The organism is Novosphingobium resinovorum, from assembly GCF_001742225.1.
Classification (GTDB): domain Bacteria; phylum Pseudomonadota; class Alphaproteobacteria; order Sphingomonadales; family Sphingomonadaceae; genus Novosphingobium; species Novosphingobium resinovorum_A.
This window is the reverse complement of record NZ_CP017077.1, coordinates 541,709-560,106: the sequence shown is the minus strand read 5'-3', so window position 1 is coordinate 560,106 and position 18,398 is coordinate 541,709. Positions and strand designations below refer to the sequence as shown.

Here is an 18,398-nt window from a genome sequence, read left to right as displayed (position 1 = left end):
AGATCGGCGCACGCAGATCGTGAAGGAGGTAGCTCGTGTCAGTTTCATCTCATGCCACCATCAGCACGCAGCTGAATGCAATCTTCGTTTCTTTGGAATTGAGCCGATCTACTTGGCTCGTCACTTCACTGGCGCCCGGTAATGGTGAGCGGATGTCCCGTCATACGGTACCGGGGGGTGACATCGTAGCTCTTCTCGCAAGATTTTGTCAGCTGGAGACGAAGGTGCGCGAGCGCACCGGTATCTCCTATAGTTTGGTCGTGATTCAGGAGGCGGGTCTCGACGGTTTCTGGATTCACCGTTGTCTTGTGAATGAAGGCATTGAAAGCCACGTCGTGGATGCGGCTTCGATTGCCACCTCTCGGCGCAGTCGGCGGGCCAAGACCGATCGCCTTGATGGCGAGGCGCTGGTGCGCGCGCTGCTCGCCTACAAACGTGGCGAGCCGCGGGTATGTGCCATGGTGGCGGTGCCTAGTGTCGAGGACGAAGACCGTCGGCGGATCGGGCGCGAACGACGGGTACTCGTTGGCGAGCGCATCCAGCATGTCAATCGCATCAAGGGATTGCTGTTTGCCCAAGGGATCACTGGATACGAGCCAGTGGGGGCGAATCGGCGGGCGCTTCTTGAGGAACTGCGAACCGGCGATGGCCGGCCTCTCCCGAACCACATCAGTCGCCAGATCGAACGTGAACTCGATCGCCTGGAGATGGTGATAGCTCAGATCGACGAGGTCAACAAAGTCCGGGACGCCATGTTGCCTACGGTTGAGGCCGTGGGGACGGCAAACGCGCCAGGGCTCCTGCTTCAGCTACGGGGTATCGGCCATGAGTTCGCCGGCACTTTGTACAGTGAAGGCTTTTACCGCCACTTTGCCAACCGACGGCAGGTTGCAGCGTATGCAGGTTTAGCACCATCGCCATGGAGGAGCGGTACTATCGACCGCGAGCAAGGAGTATCGAAGGCGGGCAACAAGCGTCTTCGAACGACGATGATTCAGGTCGCGTGGCTCTGGCTTCGCCATCAACCAGGCTCCGAATTATCTCAGTGGTTCAATCAGCGCGTTCAGGACGGCGGCGGACGCATTCGCCGGGTCATGATCGTAGCAATGGCACGAAAGCTGCTTATCGCGCTGTGGCAATTTTCCACGGCCGGCGTCGTGCCCAAAGGCGCCATCTTAAAGGCAGCCTGATCGAATTAGTTCGAATATCCAGCGAGGCATCGACCTCGCGGGATCCAGGTAGACGAACCGCGCCCTCCTCTGGCTTCATATGCCGCTCGTAGAGATTGGTCTCGTCACCTGAGCCAGACCCGGCGAAAGCGGGATTATGGTGCAGCCGCGTGGGAGCGGCGACCGGATGTGAGGTTGTAGCGGACCGGCTGACGGTACGCGTGAAATGGCTCAGACTTGGGGATCCGAACTTGGAGGTCGTCACGATGTAAAAACGCGCGAAGGATTTTCGGTGCCATGGTCCTGCTACGCCCGACGGCGAACTGTTCGGGGCGATCGTCTGCGGGGTCCGCTAAGCACCGGAAGGTGAAAAAACGGCCTGACCGGACACGCCCCAAAGCGGACATGCCGATGATCTCAGGCGAGCCGACTTTACTCAGCGTCCCGCATTCGCACTAAAGTCGCCAACGTATGACGGTTTTCCATACACCATTAACTGCTCTGCCGTCTTTTTCCAGTGCGGGAAAAAATCGCGCCACGGCGACGAGGCGGGAACATGCGCCTTCATCTAAATCTTTATTATTAGACGATTCGACAACACTACAGCCTACGGGGTAACCGTACTTATCAACACTTACGGCGACAGATACATCTCCTTGTATATTAGCTGCGCGCGCTCTGGCGGGATAATTGTTCACCGAAAACCATTCTTTCCCGGATCCGCGGGGAAGAGGTACGTCTCGACTAACGTTCGCCGTACTGCCATTTGCATTTTTCGGTGAAGCTGTTAGCAACTGGTTGCCAACTTTTTCCAAGCAAATCGTGGTCTGGCTCCAACGATCCGCCTTGGGAACGGCAATCTCAACCTGTACTTGATTACTGACCAGACAAAGTGTGCGATTATCCTCTAGCGCTCTCGTAAAGGCCGGTAGAGCAGATTGCTCTAATGCAACTGACATAAGGCGCTCGACGGGCCAATTAGGCTTGTGCGGGTCCATCGAACTACCCCAGCGAACTTGAACTGGTATTCCCGGAGAGTTTGACGGTTGGAGTTTCCCCCTTTCATCCCCTCGAGATAATGGTGCTCCGACAGGCATGGGAATCTTGAAAAGAATTAAGGTCGGACCTCGGAACTGTCGAAGGTAGGCTGGCTCTAAGGTCGGTTCTTTAAAGTCAGACTTTGCGATCACGCAGCCATGCGTGCGTTGATATATATCCCATGTTTCGACAGGCTTGGTTTGAGCGGGCTGCGCCTCCAATGCTACCGCCCATGAGCAGGCTACCACAAAAGTGAAGGCACCAACCCGCCCCCAGCAGTCAACAAACTTCAGCATACGGTTCACTGGCTCCCAAGATGTCGTCGCAGTAACGCTATGAGAGCTTCAGAAAAGTAAATATTGCGCGCTTAGTGGGATGCACATCGCGTCCGGTTACCACCCCTCTCGGTCATCAGGCAGCGCAAACCCGGTCGCCGAAACCGGAATAACCGCCTTGCAGGATTTTAATCGGCAAACCGATCCAGCGGAAAGCGTCCTGTTGCGGACCTTAGACGTTTCTGCGATTCATCGCGTATGAGGGTCAACATAGTACTCGGAATGGCACTCAGCTGCGCCTTCCTTAACGGGTTTACGGACGAAGCTGTCGCGTCAGACGCTGAGAGCGAGCATTTTTCATTCACGCCATCAAGTGATGTAATTAATTCTCTCTATAGCGCTTATCTATCGGAGCACTCTTGTCGCCCATCCGTAAGTTGCACGCGGCCTTTCGCAACCCGTGTCAGCGAAATTGACTGCTCCCCCGCCGGAAATCGTAATGTGCGTTGCACGTTTTTATTCTCAAGCGAAGACTATATGCGGGGAAAAGGCGTTACGAGCATCGCGACAGAAGTTAGCCTAGAAGAGTGTACTGGTATGTTTCGGTGGACTGGAAAACGATGGCGCATGACAGCCGCGCTTGATGATTGCCCCTCTCGCTTGAACGGTTTCAGAACAAGATAACGACGGTTTGCCAGCCAACGGAAACCGTCAGGTCATTTGCTTGTCAGCGGCGCAGCCCAAATTCGACATTGGATATCTCCCCACTGCACCGGTCGATGCGGATAGCAAGTTGGCTATCTCGGTCCCCATTCCGGGAATTCCAGCGGAATACTTCCCAAGACCATTTCTTTTCTCGTACGGAGATTTCCGGAAACCTTGCACTATCGGCGTGGGGATTGGTAGCTGGCTCCACAGCAAGAAAGATAGCTTCCGCAGCCGACTAAGTGCTCACCAGAGGGCGGTCCGGCCTGCCGTGGGTCGATTGGCAGTTGTAGGTGATGGCCATCGGTGTCGTGGCTGTGCTGAGCGCTGGAAAGGCTGCCAAAGTGAAGGCAGCAATCGACATGATGATGTTCTTCCGGACGCGCATTGTATCTGCTTACGCTATCATTCTCAGCCTTTGCAATGACGGCAATCCATCGGTTTTCGTCATTCCGGGCCGTGAGCGCCGCGCTCCAAAACGGCGTTTCCGGTGCCGCCGCTACCAAAGTACGAAAACCGGCTTCCGTTCACCACCCTTTTTGAGACGGCGGCATGCCAGGTGCGGCCGCCGCTAATGAACGACGTCAGGTTCGTCCCAACCAGCCGTTGACCGCAAATTGCCCATGTGAGGGGAGGGGGAAGGGAAGAGGTGTCCGTGAATTGGCCGGACGATGAGAAGAAGGTGTTGTTCCCATGATCCAGACCGTCAAGCTGGCTAAGCTGGTCCTCTCCGACATCAATGTGCGTACCCGCGGCGAAGACCTGATCGAACAGTTCGCCGCCGACATTTTCGCGCGCGGCATCCTGCAGAACCTGGTCGTGACTTCCGTGAAGAAGCCGCGCGGCTCCTATGGCGTCATTGCCGGCAGCCGCCGCTTTCGTGCCCTCACGCTGCTCGCCGAGCGCGGCGACATCAGCGCGGCCGAATACGACGTGCCCGTGCTGATCCTGAGCGGCGGCAACGACGAGCTTTCCGAAGCCTCGCTCGCTGAAAACTTTCATCACCTCAATATGTCGCCCGCCGACGAATGCCGCGCCTTCCAGTACTGCCTCGGGCAGGGCGGCGACATCGACGCGGTCGCCAAGCGTTTCGGCATCACCCGCCGTTTCGTCGAAGGGCGGCTGCGGCTCGCGAACCTTGCCGAGCCGATCTTCGACGCCCTGAAGTCGGGCGAGATGACCCTCGACATGGCCAAGGCATATGCCTCCACCGAGAGCCATGAGCGCCAGCTGATGGTCTGGAAGAGCTACGGCGCCAACAGCTACTACACCAGCGCCGACACCATCCGCCGCGTCATCGCCAACGACTCCATGAAGTCGAGCGATCCGATCGCGCGCCTCGTCGGCGAGGAAGCCTATGTTGCGGCGGGCGGCGTCGTCGATCGCGACCTGTTCAGCGACAACGGCGATCGCTGGACCAACCCCGAGATCGCCCAGACGCTCGCGGCCGCCAAGATGGAAGCCGAAGCCAAGCGGATCGGGGAAGAACGCGGCCTGGCCTGGATTCGTCCCGTCGCCTCGGCCTCGACCTGGGAAGTCGCGAACGGCCTGTTCCGCGTCAGCCTGCCGAACCTTCCGCTGAGCGAAGCACAGCTGACCCGCATCGAAGAAATCGAAGCACGCCTCAGCATCGTGAGCCTCGAAATGGAGAACGAGGAACTCGAGGAAGAAGCCTGGCAGGCCCTCGATGCCGAACACGATGCTCTCAGCGACGAACTGCGCGATGCCGGTCGACAGGAAAAGATCCTTCCTCCCGAACTCGCCCCGCGTGTCGGCCTGTTCCTGACGCTCTCGCAGGACGGCAGCATGGAACTCGACGACACCTATTTCAGCGAGACGCCGCTCAGCGTCACCATGGTCGAGCCCGACGAAGACGACGAGGACGCGCCCGAAACCGGGGAAGACGGTATCGAGGGCGAAACTTCCGGCGATGCTGCGCCGCGCGTGCCGACCTTCCGCATCGAGGAAGGCGAGACCGCCACCGTCACCGGAGGCACCAAGGATGTGTCTCCCGACGAGGCCGCACCGGGCGGCAAGGCGCTTAGCCAGGTTCTCCTCGACCAGCTTGCGGTGCAGCGCCGCGACGTTCTGGGCGCTTCCATGATCGCCAATCCGGCGCTCGCGCTCGACTACATGCTGTTCGCAATGGTCGATAAGGTCGACATCATGCGCGAGAGCTGCGGCACCAGCATCCATGCTCCGCATCCCGAAGATCCGGTTCGCTTCGACGCCTATCCGCAGTCGGTCGCGCACGACTATCTGGCCGAAGTGCGCGAGGGCCTCGACGCCTCCTGGACCGAACACAAGAGCATGATCGAACGCTTCGACGCCTTCCGTGCGCTCGGCGATGAGTCCAAGACCGCGTGGCTGGCCTGGACGGTCGCCAAGTCCTTCAAGTCGAAGGAAACCTACAGCCATCGCCAGAACGCCCTTCAGAACCACCTTGCAGGGCTCCTCGAGGTCGATGTTGCCAAGTGGTGGCGCCCGACCTCGGCAAACTTCTTCGACCGCGTATCGAAGGGCGCGCTGCTCTCGCTCCTCGACGAGGTTGGCGGCCCTGCTCTCTCGAGCCGCCATGCAAGCCAGAAGAAGGGCGAAATCTCGACGTCCTGCGAGAAGCTGTTCGCCGGCGACGCGGTGATCGAGGCCGACGTTAAGGAGAAGGCGCTCGCCTGGGTACCCGCAGCGATGCGCTTCACCCCCGCCGAGACGACGATCGATCAGGACGATGACGACACGCCCGAAGAAGCCGGCGAACGTGGCTCCGACGGCGAAGCCGAGGACGATCTGGCCAGCCTGATCGACGCAGCCCTTGCCGGGCCCGACGACGGGGATGACGGCGAGGGCGTTTCGATCGACGATGCGGGCCAGGCCGAAGGCGACGACGATCAGCAGGTCGATGACGGTTCGCCCGCTGTCTACGGCGACGACGATGACGTCAGTCAGTGGGCGGAAGCGGCGGAATAACGCCGCTCAGAAGGTTCCACCGCCGACGTCTCCCCCCAGAGACGCCGACGGTGGAGCCATTTTTGCTATCGGGAGCAGCGCCTCATGTCCACTAAACCACGCAATTCACGTGACATCGCGCGCGAAGTCACCAACGCCATCGTCTCCCGGCTCGAGGCCGGAACCACCCCATGGACCCGGTCCTGGTCGCTGACCGGGGAGGGCGGCCGTCCTCTGCGCCACGAAGGCACCCCGTACAACGGGATAAACTGCCTTTGGCTCTGGACGATCGCCGACGCGCGTGGATACCGCAGCCGCTACTGGATGACCGCCCGCCAGGCCGAAGAACTCGGTGCGCGTGTTCGCCGCAAGGCCGATCCTTCCATGTCGATCTATGCCTCCAGCTTCCGCAAGGCCGGACAGCCGGGGTTGATGGGCGAGGCCACCGGCCAGCTGATCCGTTTCCTGCGCCACTACATCGTCTACAACGCGGACGAGATCGAGGGCTTGCCCGACTACTACTACGCCCGCGACGTTCCCCCGACACCGACCCTGCTTTCGCAGCGCCAGGACGCGATCGATGCCTTCTTCGCGGCAATGCCTGCGCGGGTACGCCATGGCGGCGACGAAGCCTATTACAGCCCGCTGGGCGACTACATCCAGCTACCCCGTCCCGGCAGCTTCAAGTCGGGTGACGCTTACGCCTCTACCCGAGGGCATGAAAGCGCACATTGGAGCGGGAGCAAGGACCGGCTCAACCGGACGTTCGGCAAGCGTTTCGGTGACGATGCTTACTGCGTCGAAGAACTTTGTGCCGAACTTACAGCAAGTTATATTTGCGCCGAACTCGGCCTGCCGACCGAATTGCACGACAGCCATGCCAGCTACCTCGCGCATTGGGTCAGGGTGCTCCGCGCCGACCACAGCGCCATCTTCACTGCTTCGGCCAAGGCCGAACAAGCCTTCAACTATCTGCGCGCCTTCAGCCTTGCCCAGGCGACTGCGCCTGCCGGCGATGCCCTGAACGCAGCGGCATGACTTCAATCAGCAGGAGACATCACCATGGGCTGGCTCTTCATGAACAGGCACCACATGGGCGGGCACGATACCCCCAAGTCCTACCTCGACGCCCAATTCACCTTCACCAATGCGCCAAACAACAGCCGTGCAGGCGATGAGGGGTGTAGCCTTAATTGTGGCAGGCACGGTAGTGGCCGAAGTTGGCGACTTCCAGCGGTTTGATAATCCGCGCTAACGAACGAAGATTGCGGCAAGATCAACGCGAATAGTGGTCGACGCCTCGAAACGCCGTTTCGCGATTTGCATTGTAGGTCTCTTGGTGGTTATTGCCGACTTCATCGTGGCAGGGTGTCGGTCGATATTCACATCCCCATAGGATCTCAACCCCACATTGAGGTGATACAGGCTCGCTTCGCGGTCTCACCAAGAAATGCGCGCCGCGCCCGCGGAAAACCAAATAACCCTACGTCAACGCCGTCTTCCGTCGGCGCTTACGATCGAATCCGCAATCTACCACGGAAATTACACTACGAGCGCGGAAGTTAGCCGCCGCCCAGTGACACCTTTGTCTGGCGCGGCCTACCTCGACTGGCCGACGACCCGTTCCGCGTGGGGCTGGAATGAGTAATCGCAACCTCTTCCAGATGCGTGCCATAAAGACCAGCAGAGAGAACAATGAAAAAATTGGTTCTAACAATTCTCTCCCGTACAACGTCCACCATCACTCGACCACCGGGCCGTTACTACGCCATTTTTTCGTCCTTTTCGAATAATATTGCAACCGCACCGCATGCAAGTTCCAATATACGCCGCACCGTCCCAAGTCACCTGTCGGCGGTTCGGAGCATGCCGATCCATTATGCATTTAAGCGCGTCCAAAACCATCCTGAAACTTCCCCCGCACAAGCCCCCCGGCTCGCTAAAGACGCGCGGTAGCGCGTCCTGATGACTACGAACGCTGCGCTGAAGCGCTGGCTTGGTCCATGAATCCGAGCACCGTCGTCGGCGTCGGCTCCATGTGCCAGCGCGATATTCATGGCCCTGAGGGTTTGGTCGCGGTTGTCGCCCACCGACAAGGTGCTGCCCGATCCCGGCCCGCGCCTCCACCTTTTCGGCGTCAAGGGAGCGGCCATCCCTTACCTGCAGCCGTATGCCCATCGCGTGGCCTCGCTCGATTCCCAGGCATGCGGCACAGAAGCGCGGCGCGATGCCCGGCGTCGGCAGGTACCGAAAACCGACACTCTTGCAGCCGACCACATAGAACGCCGGAACAACGCCCGATGGACCTGCACCTTCACAGATGCCGTCCGATCCATGGGAAGCCGTAATACAGCAAGCAGAGGCCGAGATCCACGCGCTTATCGAAAGCGGCAACCTCGCCCCCGACAAAGTGACCGCTGGATGGATCGAAATATCGGCGGGCCACCTCTACCGCAAACACTCCAAGTTGCCTGAAACCCTGAGCCGCGAAAGGTAGCGGCGGCATTATGACTTCCGCCTCGTAGCGAACGTAACTGACTTGCTACGTCCTGAGATTTATGAACTGGGATTGCATCCGACACCGGGCCGCGCGGATCAGCCTTCGATTTTGCCTGGAGCGCACGCCCCGTTCTCAGGGCTGCGGGGCTCCCAACACCACTCCCGGAGGTTCGTCCGCTCCCAAATTGGCCGTTTGCTCAGCTGAATGCGCATCCGTAGGGGCCGTTTCTACCTCGCGCACCTCGAGTGCCACTTGATTTGCCGACCGGGCGGCAGCCTCGGGCCCACCATTATCCAGCGCCTGCGGTTCGGCATTGTAGCTGGCCGACATTGTCCCGGGCGGCTCATCGACGGAAAAGTCGGCGTAATCATAGCGATCCGGCGACAGCGCATAGTCGTTGTAGGAGCGATCGTTATCGCTTTTCGCAAAGTCGTCCGGCACTGACGCGGAATTGAAAAGCCAGGTCGGCGTCACATTGTCAGCGAGGGCGTAGCTATCGGTCTCCTGCGAACCGACATCGCTAGCGACATCGCCCTTCCAGCCATAGCGGTCGCGCCAAGTGTCCTCGACTCCGGTGATTTGTGTGGGGACGGTGGTCGCGGCAATCAATCCGAGTGAGGTCGCGCCAGCGACGCCGATTATCAGGGCGCCTGCCATGAAAGAGGTCACTCTCATTTCTCATTTCCCGTCGACGCAGTTGCGTAGGGGAAACGTGGCGAAACGCCTGAGCGTTCCTAATTCTTGTCAGTTTCCACGGAAGTGCAATTTTGGTGGATGTCAACGGCGGAGCAAAAGTCGGCCATTCGGCGGCGTAAAACCAGGCCACGGTGTTACATGCCGGGGGGAGTGGCGTGAGGGCGTAGCCCGAAGGCCACTCCCCCCGGCATTGGCTTGATTTTCAGGGTCTGGTTTTGGCCTTTCGGGCCCGGCTGTGAGCGAGGCGATAGCTTTCGCCGTTCATCTCGAGGATGCTGACGTGATGGGTCAGACGATCGAGGAGCGCGCCTGTGAGGCGCTCGGATCCGAAGGTTTCAGTCCATTCGTCGAAGGGCAGGTTGCTGGTGATCAAGGTGGAGCCGCGCTCATAGCGCTGGGAGATCAGCTCGAACAACAGTTCGGCACCGGTCTTGGAGAGCGGTACGAAGCCCAGTTCGTCAATGATGAGCAGCTTGTATCCGGCCATCTGCTTCTGGAAGCGCAGGAGACGCCGCTCGTCGCGCGCCTCCATCATCTCGCTGACCAGCGCCGCCGCAGTGGTGAAGCCCACCGACAGTCCTTTCTGGCATGCTGCCAGCCCGAGCCCCAAAGCTACGTGCGTCTTGCCGGTGCCCGATGGCCCCAGAGCGATGGCGTTCTCACGCCGCTCGATCCACTCGCAGCGCGCCATCTCGAGCACCTGCATCTTGTTGAGCCTGGGGATAGCGGCGAAGTCGAAGCTGTCGAGGCTTTTGACGGCGGGGAAGCGCGCGGCCTTGATGCGCCGCTCGACCATACGACGCTCCCTGTCGATCATCTCCATCTCGACGAGACGGGCGAGGAAGCGGATATGATCGACGCCTTCAGCGGCACATTGCCGGGCGAGCTTGTGATGCTCTCGCAGGCACGTAGGCAGCTTGAGTGCCTTGAGATGGTGAGCGAGAAGAATCTCCGGTGCCTGATCGCTCATGCGGCCTCCTGCCTGTCGGACAGCAGGCTCATATAGGCTCTGGCAAAGGTCTTCTCGACCGTCGTGCGTGGCAGGAAGGGATAGACGTCCAGGTCCAGCCTGGGCGGCACGCGTTCGACCCGGCACAGGACCAGGTGCCTGACGGCATCGAAGCCGATGGCGCCAAGGTCGATGGCCTGTTCCACCGCCGCCTGGAGATCGGCGATGGTGAACGTTTCCAGCAGGCGCAGCACCTGTACATATTCGCGCCTGCCATGTTTGTGCATGCGCCCTTCCATCAACCGCTGGAGCGTCCCGAACGCTTCGGGCAGGTCCCAGCCCTGCAAAGGGGCCGCCTGGTCGAATGCGTTGATCTTCTGCTCAATCAGCGGGAGATAATGGAGCGGGTCGAAGATAACCTCCTCGCGGGCATGGCAACGCGGGTGACGGGCGATGACCTCGCTGCGGCATCCGATCACCACCGCATCGACATAGGCCCTGATCCAGACTTCCTGATGGCCCCAGGCCACCGGAACCGAATAATCGTTGGTCCTGTAGCGCACCAGGGATTGCGAGGAGACCCGCCCCCCGGTCTGATCGCAGGCCTCGAAGGGTGTAGCGGGCAGAGGCTGCATCGCCGCCAAATCGCGCTGCAAGCGCTCACCGATCGTCTCGCTCTCCCCGCGCACCTTGTCCTGCTGGCGCCTGCGGCATTGCTCCTCCAGCCACAGGTTGAACGCCTCCCAGGTCGGGAACTTCGGGATCGGCACCATGAAATTGCGGCGGCAGTAACCAACCAGCCCTTCCACATTGCCTTTCTCGTTCCCCTTGCCCGGGCGGGCATAGCGGTCGCGGATCACGTAATGCGACAGGAAAGCGCTGAACAGCGTGGCACGCTTGCGCGTGCCGTCTGGCAGGATCTTCGCCACCAGGCAGCGATCGTTGTCATAGACGATCGAGCGCGGCACCGCGCCGAAGAACGCGAAGGCATGGACATGTCCGTCCACCCAGGCCTCCGCCACCGCCGCCGGATAGGCTCGCACATAGCAGGCATCACTGTGCGGCAGATCGAGCGCGAAGAAGTAAGCCTTTTGCTCCACCCCGCCGATCTCCACCAGCGCTTCCCCGAAATCGGCCTGCGCATCTCCCGCCGGGTGCGCCAGCGGCACGAACATCTCCCGGCTGCGTTGCTCGCGCTCCCGGATGTAATCCTTGATGATCGTATAGCCGCCGGTAAAACCATGTTCGGTGCGCAAACGGTCGAATACCCGCTTCGCCGTATGGCGCTGCTTGCGCGGGACACCGCGATCCCCCTCAAGCCATCCATCGATGATCCCCACAAACCCGTCCAGCTTCGGGCGCTGCGGTGCAGACTGACGCCGGTAACCCGGCGGCGATGAAAACGACAGCATCTTGCGCACCGTATCGCGCGACACATTGAAACGCTTCGCCGCCGCCCGTTGGCTCATGCCATCCGCGCAAGCCAAACGGACCTGAAGATAAAGTTCCACGCTGTAGATCCCCACACCTCCCTGACTTGGCAGAAAGGCTTCAAGGTGGACGACTTTTACGCCGCCCGCAGCAGGACTATCCCGCCGCTAGCGTGGCCGAATATTGCTCCGCCGTTCTCAGTCGACCTGGCTCGCGATGCTCGCGGCCGACCGCCTTGTCCTGCTGCTCGGCAGCACTGGTGCCGACGTCGTCGGCCGCATTTCCGGCGTGCTTCTCGCCGGCCTCGCTGTCCAGTTCGTCTTCGACGGTCTCGCGGCCGCGCCGTTCCTGGCCAGTTGAATCCGCCGCTATGCGGCCTCGTCGAGCACCCGAAGAACTCGATCGAGCATGGCGGCGTTGGAAGCGGCCTTGGGCATTTCGCGGCGGGCGAAGCGCTGAAGCGGTGCGAGGTCCCGCTGCGGCAGCCGCAGCGTGATCAGGCTTTGCCCCAACTCATCCCGAGGTACGCGCTGCGCTGCCTTGCCCGATTTTAGGAAATGATCGAGGAGTCGCTTGCGGTCGGCAAAACTCCAGCCCAGCGCTTCCAGCTCATCGGGTGGCACCGACAGCAGGGCGAGCGCGAATTCCATGATGTCGTCGAAGGCGAGGACGAGGCGGACCGTCCGTCCGCCCCGCCCGCGCCAGCGCTCGCCAAGACCATTCGTCATTGCAGTGGGATGATGCCATCGACCGCACGCCATTCGGTGGGTCCGACCAGTCGGCCATGGGCGATCCTTACCGAATGGAGCGCGGCCTCGACTTCAAGCCGCCAGTGACCCAGGAAATCGAACAAGATGGGGAAATCAGGCGCAAGATCGTATTCCTGCCATATGAACAGCTGGAGAAGCGACGGCGCATCGGGCCGGTAGTAATGGATCTCGGCGGTGGTGAGACCGTAGCCCTCCAGCTGAGCGATGAATCCGCGATCGCTCATTGAAGCGACCGATTATCATTTCGTGGTTCGTCAAGTGATCGCATGGCGGCGAACACCTCATCGATCGAAACGGCTTGCCTGGCGCCGGGAGGCTTTCGCATCGAGGGCTGGTTCTTTACCGCAGAGTGGTCAGATGCCCAGGAGGCGAGGATGGCGCGTTTGACCTCCGGCTCAAGGCTCGGGTGGCGCGCAACGTCGAAGGGGTGCAAGAAACGCGAAAATGGCTGCGACATGGCCGTGGCTCCTTTCCTTGTGTCGCTCCTTTCTCATACGTGCGGTGTCGCACGCGGCTCAAGATTTTGGTGCTGATCCGAGTCGCGTCAAGAGGGATGATGTCATCGCACGTCACTGAGAATGGCCGGATTGGCACTCAGAAGAGATGAGTGCCAAAAAATTTCGCTCGCCCTCTTGACCCAAAAAATCTCATTTCCTAGTTCACGCGAACCTGGCGTTCAGATGAACGGCAGGGACATCACAACTTGTTTTGCATCTGGAGGTTTTGCCATGCATTTCCGCCCCTTGCACGACCGTGTGGTCGTCCGTCGCATCGAAGCCGAGGAGAAGACCTCGGGCGGCATCATCATTCCTGACACCGCCAAGGAAAAACCACAGGAAGGCGAAGTCGTCGCCGTCGGACCCGGCGCCCGCGACGAAAGCGGTCAGCTCATCGAGCTGTCCGTCAAATCTGGCGACCGCATCCTCTTCGGAAAATGGTCGGGCACCGAGGTCAAGATCGACGGCGAGGATCTGCTCATCATGAAAGAGAGCGACATCCTTGGCGTGATCGATACCGTCATGCCACTCAAGCAGGCGGCCTGATCGGCCGCCCTTATCCCTCGAGCATTCAGGAAGGACATAGAAAGGAGTAGCAGCGATGGCTGCCAAGGAAGTCAAGTTCGCGTCTGACGCGCGCGATCGTATGCTGCGCGGCGTGGACACGCTTGCGAACGCCGTGAAGGTGACGCTCGGTCCTAAGGGCCGCAACGTGGTCATCGAGAAGAGCTTTGGGGCTCCCCGTATCACCAAGGACGGTGTGACCGTCGCCAAGGAAATCGAGCTTGCCGACAAGTTCGAGAATATGGGTGCGCAGATGCTGCGCGAGGTCGCCAACAAGCAGAACGACAAGGCGGGCGATGGCACCACCACCGCCACCGTGCTCGCCCAGGCGATCGTGCGCGAGGGCTCGAAAGCCGTCGCCGCCGGCATGAACCCGATGGACGTCAAGCGCGGCATCGATCTCGCGGTGGGCGCGGTCGTCAAGGATCTGGAGAATCACGCCAAGAAGGTCGGCGCCAACAGCGAGATTGCGCAGGTCGCGACAATCTCGGCTAACGGCGACGAGGAAGTCGGTCGCATCCTCGCCGAGGCGATGGAGAAGGTCGGCAACGAGGGGGTGATCACAGTCGAGGAGGCCAAGAGTCTCGAGACCGAACTCGAGACCGTCGAGGGAATGCAGTTCGACCGCGGCTATCTCTCGCCATATTTCATCACCAATGCCGAGAAGCTCAAGGTCGAACTCGACGATCCCTACATCCTCATTCACGAGAAGAAGCTCTCGAACCTGCAGGCGCTCGTGCCGCTGCTCGAGAAGGTCGTCCAGTCGGGGCGGCCGCTGCTGATCATCGCCGAGGATGTCGAGGGCGAGGCGCTCGCCACGCTCGTCGTCAACAAGCTGCGTGGCGGGCTCAAGATCGCCGCGGTCAAGGCGCCGGGCTTCGGCGACCGCCGCAAGGCGATGCTCGAGGATATCGCCATCCTGACCGGCGGCAATGTGGTCTCCGAGGATCTCGGCATCAAGCTCGAGACCGTCACTATCGATATGCTCGGTCGCGCCAAGAAGGTCGTGATCGACAAGGACAACACGACCATCATCGACGGTGTTGGGCAGAAGACCGATATCGATGGTCGCGTCGCGCAGCTGCGCCAGCAGATCGAGACTACTACGTCCGACTATGACCGCGAGAAGCTGCAGGAGCGCGTGGCGAAGCTCGCCGGCGGTGTCGCAGTGATCCGCGTCGGCGGCGCGACCGAGGTCGAGGTCAAGGAGAAGAAAGACCGTGTCGACGACGCGCTCCATGCGACGCGCGCCGCGGTGGAGGAAGGCATCCTGCCGGGGGGCGGCATCGCACTGCTCCGTGCGATCAAGGCGCTCGATGGGCTTAAAGCTGCCAATGACGACCAGCAGTCCGGCATCGACATCATCCGCCGGGCGCTGCGCGCGCCCGCGCGGCAGATCGCCGAGAATGCCGGCGAGGACGGCGCCTATATCGTCGGCAAGCTGCTCGAAAGCTCCGATTATAACTGGGGCTTCAATGCCGCGACCGCTGAGTATCAGGACCTCGTCGAGGCGGGCGTCATCGATCCGGCGAAGGTGGTGCGTACTGCGCTTCAAGACGCGGCCTCGGTCGCATCGCTGCTGATCACGACCGAGGCGCTCGTCGCCGAGCTGCCGAAAGAGGAGAAGGCCGCGCCGATGCCGGCCATGGACTACTGACAGTATCGGGGCCGGCCTCAACCGGCCCCGATCTTTCTGTTCAATCGGCAGGCGGGGGCTTGTTGATCTCCCTTGACCAATCCGCGAAGGGTTGTGCCCCGAGGTTGATACGCCATGCCCTGTCTTCACCGATCTTGTAGAGCGCGCAGCCTGCCTCGTCCATCCTCAACTATGATGATGGCCGCACCGCGGCACCGCCTCCGGAAGCAACGTGCTACGAACTGCGCGCTTGCCATGCTGGCCTCGACAAGAGCGGCCTTGAGACCTCGGGCGCTAACTCAAACTTATCGAAATCTAGTTGCTCGGAACGAGGCCGAAGTTGCCATAGTGAAGCACTTTATTCGCCTGACCTCAGATTCTCATAGGCTTCCGCAAGCTGATTCAGGAGGCTTTTTGCGCCGGCAGGCTTTCTCACAACTGGAACATCGCGCAGATGTTCGGGGATCATGACATTGTCCCCATAACCTGTCGCAAAGACAAATGGGATCCCCAGTGCGACAAGATGATCCGCAATCGGCTCCGACGTGTCATCGCCCAGGTTGAAGTCCAGGACAGCGGCATCCGGTTTGTAAGAACCTAGGCTGCGCATAGCGTGCGCAGCATCCGGCGATAAGCGCACTTCTTTAGCGCCAAGCTGGCGCAACAGTTCTTCGGTATCCAGCGCGATCAGAGACTGATCCTCGACCAGAAGGATGGAAAGACCATCCAGTCCAGGTACCGCCGCGCCCGTTCCAGCGTCCACAGCTTCCGATGGTGCTGGCGGAGATCCCTCGGCAACCAGAGAAGCAAATTTCGGAGGAATGACCAGTCGAGCGACTAGGCCGCTTTCCAGATAATCAAGATCGACCAGACCGCCAAGATCATAGACCATCGTCGTTTGAATGAGCTTCGAGCCAAACCCCTGGCGACTAGGAGCGAGCGTTGGCGGCCCGCCTGTTTCGGTCCAGCGGATCTCGCACCCTTCGCTTTCTGAGAACGTCCAGCTAATGTCGAGGCGACCTGTGGGTACTGACAACGCGCCATATTTGGCGGCATTGGTCATCAGTTCGTGGACAACCAATGCCAGGGTTCCGAAAGCCCGATCGTTGAGCCGAATTTTTGCGCCTGCGGCGATCACCCGCTCTGTTTCAGAACCATAGCGATGCAACCCGGCCTCGGCCTCTATTAAGGTTGCAAGATCGCCGCCCACAGCAGCACTCAGCGACTGGTCATGCGCAAAGGCAAGAGCGCGCAGGCGCCCTTCGAACGACGAGGAATAATCCTCGACCGAACCGGCATGGGCGCCAGTCTGCACCGCAATAGACTTGATCAGCGTGATGATATTTTTGACGCGATGATTAAGTTCGTCATTCAGCATCCGTCGCCGCTGATCGAGCCGCCCGCGTTCTTCGGCAGTGATTTCGTTTTGCTTCAGGAAAACATCGCGCAAATAGGTCCGCACGGTATCGGCCGCAGTCAAATCAGTTTCGCTCCAGGGACGGCTTTGTCCCCGTACCTCTTCGCGCCATGTCTCGAAGCTTCCGCGTGGGGTCAGCCGCTGCCCGTCTGGAGTATCGATGACGAGCTTGGTAGGTTTGCCCGCCCACTCAATTTCATGGGCCTCTTCGCTACGGAAAATCAAGAGATAATCACGCGGCATCGAGGTCAGCGGAATAGCAATGACGCCAGCAACCGATTGTCCGAAATTGACCTGTCCTGTGAGCTTACGCAAGTCCTGGGTATGCCAAAGGGCCAGCTGCGATGACGCGGAGCGCGGATGCACCTGCTCCTCCCCAGCGAGATAACGCACCAGTTCGAGCGCTTCATCATGCGTCGGAGTGACGCCACTCGCCGTCCATTGGTTTTCCGCCCACAGCCCGACGCCATCGCAGTCGAAAAGCTCGGAGAAGGCGTCCAGATGGTCACGCAACCCTTCCATCAGGGTTTCATCAACCGCCAGTCCAGCGAGGATCTTGTCGAGCCGTTCACGGGCTACGCTTGAAGCAACGATGTGGGCGCGCCGCTCGGCGACGGAGATTTGCAGGGAAAAATAATGCCCAAACAGCTCGGCGCCGACTCTCAAAGGAACCGGAACCACTTTGGGGCTCTCATGGTGGCAAGAGATGAGACCCCAAAGTTCGCCATCGATCAAAATTGAGATCGACATGGAGGCGTGAACGCCCATGTTCTGCAGATACTGGCAGTGTATGGGCGACACGGATCGCAGCTGCGCGAACGACATATCAATCGGCAGTTCGCCTGGCTTGATCGCCGGCTCCAAGGGCACCGGCGCGTAGCTGGCGTCTGCGATGGTCCGGATTGTATTGAGCTTGTAGAGTCGCCGCGCCTGGTAGGGGATGTCTGACGCGGGGAAATGCTGCCCCATAAAGCTCTCAAGCTCTGGCTGCTTCGCCTCGGCGATGACGCGCCCGGCACCATTATGCAAAAACTGATAGACCATGACGCGGTCGAAACCGAGCATCGCCCGAACTAGGCGGGCACCGGATTTCGCCAAGGCGCCGACCTCGGTCTCCACATTCACCCGCCGCATCAGCCCTTGAGTCAGGTCGAGCGCGTCCTTTGCGCTTTTCGCGCCATCCAGCGAGGGCTCGAACTCTACGATCAACCTGTCTTTATGGCTATGGACGATCATGTCGACTGGATCGGTGCCATGAAGCACCGTCATGCCAAGCTCGACGCCGGCAATCTCGCTACCGCCGGCCTTGGCGCTGGCATTCCGGACCGAATGGGCAGCTTCGGCCCCAATGATCTCTGCCAGGGGCATACCGGGCTTGATTGCTGCGCCATTGCCAAGAAGGTCGCCAGCGTTCACAGACGCAAACAAGAGCGTGAAATCTGTCGGTGACACCACCAGCATAGCGCCGTGGGGCTGGATGCTGCCGGGAATCTGGATCGGTTCCCGATCACAGTTTGTCAGATCGACGGTCATGGCAGGTAGCTTCGCCATATCAATCGGCCCCTTGCGCGCGTTGGAACGCGTTGGCTACGATAAGCATCACGGGGAAACGAAAAACGACATAGGTCGTTTCGATGTCAAACGCCGTTGCAAATTTGTCTGTAAAAGGAGGCACTTCTAGATCCGAGCTGGGTGGCGTTTCCGGCCACGGGCAGGGGAATGCACACTCCACAGCCATTCACCGAAAAAACACAGAACGCGAGTTATGTGTGCGAGTAACATTGGTCAACCATGAGCTTTGTGCA

General features: G+C 60.2%; 14 protein-coding genes. 6 read left to right on the top strand and 8 right to left on the bottom strand.

Features of this window, described 5'->3' with window-relative positions; genetic code table 11:
- Nucleotides 1-35 precede the first annotated feature (35 nt).
- The gene (locus tag BES08_RS27655) at nucleotides 36-1,190 is read left to right on the top strand and encodes an IS110 family RNA-guided transposase (RefSeq protein ID WP_069709982.1); all 1,155 of its coding nucleotides are present in this window, start codon (nucleotides 36-38) and stop codon (nucleotides 1,188-1,190) included.
- 434 nt (nucleotides 1,191-1,624) lie between these two features.
- On the opposite strand, the gene BES08_RS32270 is transcribed toward BES08_RS27655, so the two are convergent.
- On the bottom strand, nucleotides 1,625-2,503 hold the full coding sequence (locus BES08_RS32270; protein ID WP_083274875.1) for an energy transducer TonB: 879 nt from the start codon (nucleotides 2,501-2,503) through the stop codon (nucleotides 1,625-1,627).
- Between the two features lie 1,377 nt (nucleotides 2,504-3,880).
- Between BES08_RS32270 and BES08_RS27650 the strand changes: the two genes are divergently transcribed.
- Together BES08_RS27650 and BES08_RS27645 are read left to right on the top strand one after the other, a co-directional pair.
- A complete protein-coding gene (locus BES08_RS27650) occupies nucleotides 3,881-6,154 on the top strand; it encodes a ParB/RepB/Spo0J family partition protein (protein WP_069709981.1) in 2,274 nt (757 codons plus the stop codon).
- Between the two features lie 84 nt (nucleotides 6,155-6,238).
- Entirely contained in the window at nucleotides 6,239-7,171 is a 933-nt protein-coding gene (locus BES08_RS27645; protein ID WP_069709980.1) for an ArdC family protein, read from the top strand.
- Nucleotides 7,172-8,765: 1,594 nt separating this feature from the next.
- Here BES08_RS27645 and BES08_RS27640 read toward each other — a convergent pair.
- The 3 genes from BES08_RS27640 to istA form a co-directional block, all read right to left on the bottom strand.
- Nucleotides 8,766-9,302, bottom strand: coding sequence for a hypothetical protein (locus BES08_RS27640; RefSeq protein ID WP_156800013.1), 537 nt, complete (start codon nucleotides 9,300-9,302; stop codon nucleotides 8,766-8,768).
- Between the two features lie 229 nt (nucleotides 9,303-9,531).
- The gene (gene istB, locus BES08_RS27635) at nucleotides 9,532-10,299 is read right to left on the bottom strand and encodes an IS21-like element ISSsp5 family helper ATPase IstB (RefSeq protein WP_036531279.1); all 768 of its coding nucleotides are present in this window, start codon (nucleotides 10,297-10,299) and stop codon (nucleotides 9,532-9,534) included.
- The gene (gene istA / locus BES08_RS27630) at nucleotides 10,296-11,789 is read right to left on the bottom strand and encodes an IS21 family transposase (RefSeq protein ID WP_081799279.1); all 1,494 of its coding nucleotides are present in this window, start codon (nucleotides 11,787-11,789) and stop codon (nucleotides 10,296-10,298) included. Before istA ends, istB begins: the two co-directional genes overlap by 4 nt.
- A gap of 103 nt (nucleotides 11,790-11,892) precedes the next feature.
- On the opposite strand from istA, the gene BES08_RS32255 reads away from it, so the two are divergent.
- On the top strand, nucleotides 11,893-12,069 hold the full coding sequence (locus BES08_RS32255; protein ID WP_231958386.1) for a MarC family protein: 177 nt from the start codon (nucleotides 11,893-11,895) through the stop codon (nucleotides 12,067-12,069).
- Nucleotides 12,070-12,077: 8 nt separating this feature from the next.
- Here the strand turns inward: BES08_RS32255 and BES08_RS27625 are convergent, their stop codons facing one another.
- From BES08_RS27625 to BES08_RS34295, 3 genes are all read right to left on the bottom strand, one after another.
- Nucleotides 12,078-12,359, bottom strand: coding sequence for a hypothetical protein (locus BES08_RS27625; RefSeq protein ID WP_202196504.1), 282 nt, complete (start codon nucleotides 12,357-12,359; stop codon nucleotides 12,078-12,080).
- A 74-nt stretch (nucleotides 12,360-12,433) separates the two neighbouring features.
- The gene (locus BES08_RS27620) at nucleotides 12,434-12,703 is read right to left on the bottom strand and encodes an usg protein (protein ID WP_008833308.1); all 270 of its coding nucleotides are present in this window, start codon (nucleotides 12,701-12,703) and stop codon (nucleotides 12,434-12,436) included.
- Nucleotides 12,700-12,936 carry a hypothetical protein gene (locus BES08_RS34295; protein ID WP_008833307.1) on the bottom strand — a complete coding sequence of 79 codons (237 nt, stop codon included), beginning with the start codon at nucleotides 12,934-12,936 and terminating at the stop codon, nucleotides 12,700-12,702. The genes BES08_RS27620 and BES08_RS34295 overlap by 4 nt, the downstream gene beginning before the upstream one ends.
- Nucleotides 12,937-13,207: 271 nt before the next feature.
- Between BES08_RS34295 and groES the strand changes: the two genes are divergently transcribed.
- Both groES and groL read left to right on the top strand, forming a co-directional pair.
- Nucleotides 13,208-13,522 (top strand): co-chaperone GroES, encoded by a 315-nt coding sequence (gene groES, locus BES08_RS27615; protein ID WP_008833306.1) that lies wholly within the window; start codon nucleotides 13,208-13,210, stop codon nucleotides 13,520-13,522.
- A 55-nt stretch (nucleotides 13,523-13,577) separates the two neighbouring features.
- Nucleotides 13,578-15,197, top strand: a complete 1,620-nt coding sequence (gene groL / locus BES08_RS27610) for a chaperonin GroEL (RefSeq protein ID WP_008833305.1) — start codon at nucleotides 13,578-13,580, stop codon at nucleotides 15,195-15,197.
- Nucleotides 15,198-15,534: 337 nt separating this feature from the next.
- On the opposite strand, the gene BES08_RS27605 is transcribed toward groL, so the two are convergent.
- Complete coding sequence (locus tag BES08_RS27605) at nucleotides 15,535-18,126, bottom strand: HWE histidine kinase domain-containing protein (RefSeq protein WP_231958385.1); 2,592 nt, start codon at nucleotides 18,124-18,126, stop codon at nucleotides 15,535-15,537.
- Between the last annotated feature and the right edge of the window lie 272 nt (nucleotides 18,127-18,398).

What these genes read in the sequence shown, in the direction of transcription:
- BES08_RS32270 (WP_083274875.1), bottom strand. Translation starts at nt 2,503, where the DNA reads ATGCTGAAGTTTGTTGACTGCTGGGGGCGGGTTGGTGCCTTCACTTTT.
- BES08_RS27650 (WP_069709981.1), top strand. Translation starts at nt 3,881, where the DNA reads ATGATCCAGACCGTCAAGCTGGCTAAGCTGGTCCTCTCCGACATCAAT.
- BES08_RS27645 (WP_069709980.1), top strand. Translation starts at nt 6,239, where the DNA reads ATGTCCACTAAACCACGCAATTCACGTGACATCGCGCGCGAAGTCACC.
- istB (WP_036531279.1), bottom strand. Translation starts at nt 10,299, where the DNA reads ATGAGCGATCAGGCACCGGAGATTCTTCTCGCTCACCATCTCAAGGCA.
- BES08_RS27625 (WP_202196504.1), bottom strand. Translation starts at nt 12,359, where the DNA reads ATGGAATTCGCGCTCGCCCTGCTGTCGGTGCCACCCGATGAGCTGGAA.
- BES08_RS27620 (WP_008833308.1), bottom strand. Translation starts at nt 12,703, where the DNA reads ATGAGCGATCGCGGATTCATCGCTCAGCTGGAGGGCTACGGTCTCACC.
- BES08_RS34295 (WP_008833307.1), bottom strand. Translation starts at nt 12,936, where the DNA reads ATGTCGCAGCCATTTTCGCGTTTCTTGCACCCCTTCGACGTTGCGCGC.
- groES (WP_008833306.1), top strand. Translation starts at nt 13,208, where the DNA reads ATGCATTTCCGCCCCTTGCACGACCGTGTGGTCGTCCGTCGCATCGAA.
- groL (WP_008833305.1), top strand. Translation starts at nt 13,578, where the DNA reads ATGGCTGCCAAGGAAGTCAAGTTCGCGTCTGACGCGCGCGATCGTATG.
- BES08_RS27605 (WP_231958385.1), bottom strand. Translation starts at nt 18,126, where the DNA reads ATGACCGTCGATCTGACAAACTGTGATCGGGAACCGATCCAGATTCCC.